Origin of the sequence: Roseomonas rosulenta (assembly GCF_016106005.1) — a bacterium.
GTDB lineage: Bacteria > Pseudomonadota > Alphaproteobacteria > Acetobacterales > Acetobacteraceae > Neoroseomonas > Neoroseomonas rosulenta.
This window is the reverse complement of sequence record NZ_JACADR010000272.1, coordinates 1-5963: the sequence shown is the minus strand read 5'-3', so window position 1 is coordinate 5963 and position 5963 is coordinate 1. Positions and strand designations below refer to the sequence as shown.

7 protein-coding genes and 1 pseudogene are annotated in these 5963 nt (G+C 70.7%); all 8 read left to right on the top strand.

The genetic code is table 11. From position 1 onward, the window contains the following. Positions 1-887: pseudogene (locus tag HW578_RS21785) on the top strand (chromosome segregation protein SMC); the annotation flags it as partial. 265 nt (positions 888-1152) lie between these two features. Next, on the top strand, positions 1153-1617 hold the full coding sequence (locus HW578_RS21780) for a VOC family protein (protein ID WP_198372818.1): 465 nt from the start codon (positions 1153-1155) through the stop codon (positions 1615-1617). Positions 1618-1630: 13 nt separating this feature from the next. After that, positions 1631-3532, top strand: a complete 1902-nt coding sequence (locus HW578_RS21775) for an ABC transporter ATP-binding protein (RefSeq protein ID WP_232479186.1) — start codon at positions 1631-1633, stop codon at positions 3530-3532. A gap of 108 nt (positions 3533-3640) precedes the next feature. Further along, entirely contained in the window at positions 3641-3988 is a 348-nt protein-coding gene (locus HW578_RS21770; protein ID WP_198372816.1) for an AtpZ/AtpI family protein, read from the top strand. Then, positions 3978-4733: a F0F1 ATP synthase subunit A gene (locus HW578_RS21765; RefSeq protein WP_198372815.1), complete on the top strand. Its 756-nt coding sequence runs from the start codon at positions 3978-3980 to the stop codon at positions 4731-4733. The genes HW578_RS21770 and HW578_RS21765 overlap by 11 nt, the downstream gene beginning before the upstream one ends. A gap of 71 nt (positions 4734-4804) precedes the next feature. Next, positions 4805-5029 (top strand): ATP synthase subunit C family protein, encoded by a 225-nt coding sequence (locus HW578_RS21760; RefSeq protein ID WP_198372814.1) that lies wholly within the window; start codon positions 4805-4807, stop codon positions 5027-5029. 73 nt (positions 5030-5102) lie between these two features. Beyond that, on the top strand, positions 5103-5705 hold the full coding sequence (locus tag HW578_RS21755; protein WP_198372813.1) for a F0F1 ATP synthase subunit B family protein: 603 nt from the start codon (positions 5103-5105) through the stop codon (positions 5703-5705). Further along, on the top strand, positions 5705-5963 hold a 259-nt coding region (locus HW578_RS21750; protein WP_198372812.1), incomplete at its 3' end, for a F0F1 ATP synthase subunit B family protein. The genes HW578_RS21755 and HW578_RS21750, both read left to right, overlap by 1 nt.

The following is a 5963-nucleotide window of genomic DNA, read 5'->3' as shown; positions in this document are numbered from 1 at the left end:
AGGCGCGGCTGCGCGAAACGACCGAGGCGCGCCGGCGCATCGACGCCGCTTTGGCCTCCGCGCGCGAAGGCCAGGTGCGCGCCGAGGCCGCCGCCGAGGCGGCCGGGACGGCGGGCGAGGCGGTGGCCGCACGCATCGCCGAACGGCTTGGCGAGGATGCCGAATTGCCCGCCGCACCGGAGGAGCTGAGCGATGCCGCCGAGGAGAAGGCGCGCCGCAAGGTCGAGCGCCTGGCGCGCGAGCGCGAGGAGATGGGCCCGGTCAACCTGCGCGCCGAGATCGAGGTCGCGGAAATCGAGCAGCGCGTCGGCCAGATCACCGGCGACCGCGACGAAGTGCAGGCGGCGATCGCCAAGCTGCGCGGGTCGATCGGCCACCTGAACCGCGAGGGCCGCGAGCGGCTGCGCGAGGTCTTCGACCGCGTCGATGCGGAGTTCCGCTCGCTGTTCTCGCGCCTGTTCGGCGGTGGGCGGGCGCATCTGGCGCTGGTGGGCTCGGATGATCCGCTGGAGGCGGGGCTCGAGATCTATGCCGAGCCGCCGGGCAAGAAGCTCGCGACCCTGTCGCTGCTCTCGGGCGGGGAGCAGGCGCTCACGGCGCTTTCGCTGATCTTCGCCGTGTTCCGCTGCCAGCCCGCGCCTGTCTGCGTGCTGGACGAGGTGGATGCGCCGCTGGACGACGCCAATGTGGAACGCCTGTGCGACCTGCTCGACGCCATGGCCGCGGAGAGCGGCACGCGCTTCCTGGTGGTGACGCACCATCCGCTGACCATGGCGCGGATGCATCGGCTGTACGGCGTGACCATGCAGGAGCGCGGGGTGTCGCGGCTGCTGAGCGTGGATCTCGGCCAGGCGGTCGAGATGGCGGAGGGGCCTGTCGCGGCCTGAGGGCGCGCGCCCGGCGGGCGCCCACGTGCGGATGTGGGTGGCCGGAACCGGCGCCGATGGCGTCGCCGTTGCGCCGAAGGCAGCAAGGCGACGGACTGGTTTTACGGCGCTCGCCGCCGAGCCGTCAGGGTCTCGTGCCGCGAGCCTTCCAATGCGGCCACGGGGTCGGGACATCCGTTGGCCCTCACGGGTTTGTTCACTTTTCGTTCTGGAAAGAGCCGCCGCTGCATGACAGCATGGGCCGGTCCAACAGGAGACCGACGCCATGGCCGTGCCGCCCATCCCGCCGGGCTATGCCGCGCTGACGCCCTATCTCTCGGTGCCTGACCCGGTCAGCGCCATCGCCTTCTACGCCAGGGCCTTCGGCGCGACCGAGCGGATGCGGCTGATGATGCCGGACGGCAGCATCGGACATGCCGAGGTCGAGATCGGCGACAGTGTGGTCATGCTGGGCGGGGCCTGGCCGCAGATGGGCTTCGCGCCGCCGGAGGGCGGGGCTGTGCCGGTCATGCTGCACCTGTATGTCGAGGATGCCGACGCGGTCTTCGCCCGCGCGGTCGCCGCCGGCGCGCTGCCACTGGCCCCGGTCGAGCCGAAATTCTACGGCGACCGTGCCGGGTCGCTCCGCGACCCCTTCGGCCATCGCTGGACCGTCGCGACCCGCATCGAGGAGGTCAGCACCGAGGAAGCGCAGCGGCGCATCGCCGCGATGGAGGAGGACGAGGGCTGACCGCACGGCGCGGTTGACGCCGGCGCCGCCGCGGCGCGTCCTGCCCATCATGCCCTTCCGCTTCTTCGAACGCCTGGTCGATCCCATCACGCCGCCGGGCGAGGCGGCGTCGCGCTTCGTGGGCGTGCCGGTGCCCGACCATGCGCCGCCGCGGAGCCTGCTCGGCTTCTACTGGCATTTCGCGCGGCAGGCGCGCGGGCTGTTCGGTGCGCTGTTCCTGGCAGGGCTGTGCGTGGCGCTGCTCGATGCGCTGATCCCGGTGTTCATTGGGACGCTGGTCGCGCTGCTGGCGGCGCATGGGCCCGAGGCGTTGTGGGAGAATGCCTGGCCAGCGCTGCTCGGCATGGCGGCGGTGCTGCTGCTGGGCCGCCCGCTCGCGATCACGGCGCAGAACCTGATCACGCAGCAGGGGATCGTGCCGGCGGTGACCTCGATGATCCGCTGGCAGGCGCACTGGCACGTGGTGCGCCAGGGCTGGGCCTTCTTCCAGGAGGATTTCGCCGGGCGCATCGCCACGCGCGTCATGCAGTCCGGCCCGGCGCTGCGCGAGAGCATCGTCCAGTCGGTCAACGCCGTCTGGTACATCCTGGTCTATGGCACCGGCGCGATGCTGTGGCTGGCGAGTGCCGACCTATGGCTCGCCCTGCCGGTGCTGGTGTGGTTCGTGCTGTATGCGGTGCTGCTGCGCCTGCTGGTGCCGCGGCTGCGCGACCGCTCGCGCGCGGCCTCCGAGGCGCGCAGCGCGCTGACCGGGCGCGTGGTCGATTCCTACACCAACATCCTGACGGTGAAGCTGTTCGCCCGCGCGCAGGACGAGGACGCCTTCGTGCGCGAGGGGCTGCTCGGCCTCAACACCGCCTTCGGCCGGCAGGTGCGGCTGGTCACGCTGAACGGGCTGCTGCTGTCGGTGCTGAACGCCGCGTTGATGGTGGCGGTGGCCGCCGTCTCGGTGGTGCTGTGGCAGCGTGGGCAGATCGGCCTCGGCACGGTTGCCACCGCCCTGCCGATGGCCTGGCAGATCGCCAACATCTCCGGCTGGGTGGCCTTCAACGTGACCGCCATCTTCGAGAATATCGGCGTGGTGCAGGAGAGCATGGGCTCGATCGCCGTGCCGCCCACCGCCCCCGACCCGCCGGAGGCGCAGGCCCTGCGCGTCACGCAAGGCGAGATCCGCTTCGAAGGCGTGCAGTTCGGCTATGGCCGGCAGGCCGGGGTGCTGCGCGGCTTCGACCTGATGGTGAAGCCCGGCGAACGCGTGGGTCTGGTCGGGCATTCGGGTGCGGGCAAGACAACCGCGGTGAACCTGCTGCTGCGCTTCTTCGCCCCCGAGCAGGGACGCATCCTTGTGGACGGGCAGGATGTCGCGACCGTCACGCAGGAGAGCCTGCGCGGCGCCGTCGGCATGGTCACGCAGGACACCGCCCTGCTGCACCGCTCGATCCGCGACAACATCCGCTACGGCCGCCCGGACGCCACCGACGCCATGGTCGAGGCCGCCGCGCGCCAGGCCCAGGCGCATGACTTCATCATGGCCCTGTCGGACTGGCGCGGACGCACGGGCTACGACGCGCATGTGGGCGAACGTGGCGTGAAGCTGTCGGGCGGGCAGCGCCAGCGCATCGCCATCGCCCGCGTGCTGCTGAAGGACGCGCCCATCCTGGTGCTGGACGAAGCCACCAGCGCGCTCGATTCGGAGGTCGAGTCCGCGATCCAGGAACAACTGGCCGCGCTCATGGCCGGCAAGACTGTCATCGCCATCGCGCATCGCCTGTCCACCATCGCGCGCATGGACCGGCTGGTGGTGCTGGACCACGGCCGGGTTGTGGAACAGGGCACGCATGGCGAGTTGCTGGCGCTGGGCGGCGTCTATGCCGGGCTGTGGGAACGCCAGTCGGGCGGCTTCGTGCAGGCTTAGGAAAAGCGCCGAATTCCGCCCGATTGTGCGGCGCACGCGCTTGACAGCCCCAGGGCCGGACCGTAAAGCGCGGCCTGCCTTCCGGCGGGGTTTCGCCAGGGAGCCAAGGTGGACAAGCGCAACGGTTTCGACGAGCGGTTGCGGCAGGCACGGGCCCGCGAGGGCCTGGACAGGGCCCCGAAGGGCCGTGGCGACCTGCCGCAGGGCCCCTGGGGGATCGGATTGCGCGCGGGGGTCGAGGTTGTCTCGGCCTTGGGCGTGGGCATCGGGATCGGCTTCGTGCTGGACCGCTGGCTGGGCACCTGGCCTTGGTTGTTCCTGGTGTTCTTCGTCCTGGGCAGCGTCGCCGGGGTGCTCAACGTCTATCGGTTGTTTGCGCCGCGGCCAGCGGGTGTGCAGGGGCGGGACCGCCCCGGGCGCGACATGACGGACGGGGGACCAGACGGTGGCCGTTGAAGGCAAGACGATCGACGCGCTGAGCCAGTTCGAGCTCTCCCCGGTGCTCGGCATCTTCGGCCATGCCGTGTCCTTCAGCCAGTCGAACCTGTTCATGGTGGTGGCGGTCGCCCTCACCTGGTTCCTGATGAAGGCGACGGCCGATCGCGGCGCGATGGTCCCGGGGCGCCTCCAGGCGCTGGGCGAGAGCGCCTATGAATTCATCCAGGGCATGGTGCGCGACCAGGTCGGCGACGAGGGCAAGAAGTACTTCCCCTTCGTCTTCTCGATCTTCATGTTCGTGCTGTTCGGCAACCTGCTGGGCATGCTGCCCTACGCCTTCACCTTCACCTCCCACATCGTGGTGACGCTGACGCTGGCGGCGGTCGTGTGGGTGTCGGTGACCGTGATCGCGCTGCAGCGCCACGGCACGCATTTCTTCTCCTACTTCTTCCCCGAGGGCGCGCCGACCTGGCTCGCGCCGATCATCATCCCGGTCGAGATCATCTCCTACCTCTCCCGCATGGTGTCCCTCTCGGTCCGTCTGTTCGCCAACATGGTCGCCGGCCACGTCATGCTGAAGGTCTTCGCCACCTTCGTCGTGCTGCTGGGCGGCCTGGGCGCGGTGGGCCCCTTCGTGGCGGCCATGCCGCTCGCGGTGAATGTCGCCCTGGTGGGCTTCGAATTCCTGGTCGCGTTCCTGCAGGCCTATGTGTTTGCGATCCTGACCAGCATCTACCTGCACGACGCGGTGCACCTGCACTGACCCGCCATGTGACCGGGGTGCCGGTGCGCACGCGTACGTTCAGAACCTCCATGTAAAGAAGGACGAACATCATGGAAGTCGCCGCCGCGAAGGCCCTTGGGGCTGGTATCGCCGTCATCGCGCTGTTTGGCGTGGGTCTGGGCATCGGCAACATCTTCTCCTCGCTGATCAACAGCGTGGCGCGCAACCCGGCGGCCCGTGACGTCGTGTTCCCGATCGGCATCCTGGGCTTCGCGCTCACGGAAGCCGTGGCGCTGTTTGCGCTGCTGATCGCCTTCCTGATCCTGTTCGCCTGATCCCGCGCGCCCCGCCCGCCCGTTCGGGCGCGGCGGGGCGTTTTGCGGCACCCGAGGCGAGGAGAGGACGGCGATGCGCCGAGTGATGTTCCTGGCGGCCCTGGCCGCCGCCCTGCCCACCATAGCGATCGCCGCGAGCAGCTCGGCCGTGCCGGTCCAGGGCATGCCGCAGCTCGCCTTCGGCCACCCCGAGCAGGGCCGCCTGCTGGTCGGCCAGATGGTGTGGCTGCTGCTGATCTTCGCGGCGCTGTATTTCCTCATGGCGAATGTCGCGCTGCCGCGCGTCGGCGCCGTGATCGAGGGCCGCCACGCCCGCATCGCCGCCGACCTCGAGGCCGCGCAGGCCGCCAAGGCGGAAGCAGATGCGGCCATGGCCGCGCACCGCGCCGCGACCGAGGCCGCCCGCGCCGAGGCCCGCGCCGCCGTGACCAATGCCGTGCAGGCCGCCCAGGCCGAGAGCGATGCCAAGGCCGCCGCCCTGGCCGCGCGCCTGAACAAGCAGATCGCCGAGGCCGAGGCACAGATCGACGCCGCCCGCGCCGCCGCGATGGGTGCGATCCGTGGCGTTGCCACCGACACCGCCGAGGCGCTGGTCACCCGCCTGGTCGGCCGTGCCGATCGCCCGGTGGTCGAGGCCGCCGTCGGCCGTATCCTGGCTACGAGCGGGAGGGCGTGATGCACGCGTATGAGCACTTCTGGCTCGACCCCAAATTCTGGGTCGCGGTCTCCTTCGTCCTGTTCTTCCTGTTTCTCGGCAGGAAGATCTGGGGCGTGCTGAGCGGCGCGCTGGACGGCAAGGCCGAGCGCATCCGCAAGCAGCTGGCCGAGGCCGCCGAGCTGCGCAGCCAGGCCGAGCAGATGCTCGCCGCCGCCGAAGCCGAGCGCGCCGCCGCGGCGCGCGAGGCCGAGGAGCTGCTGGCCCGCGCGCGAGCCG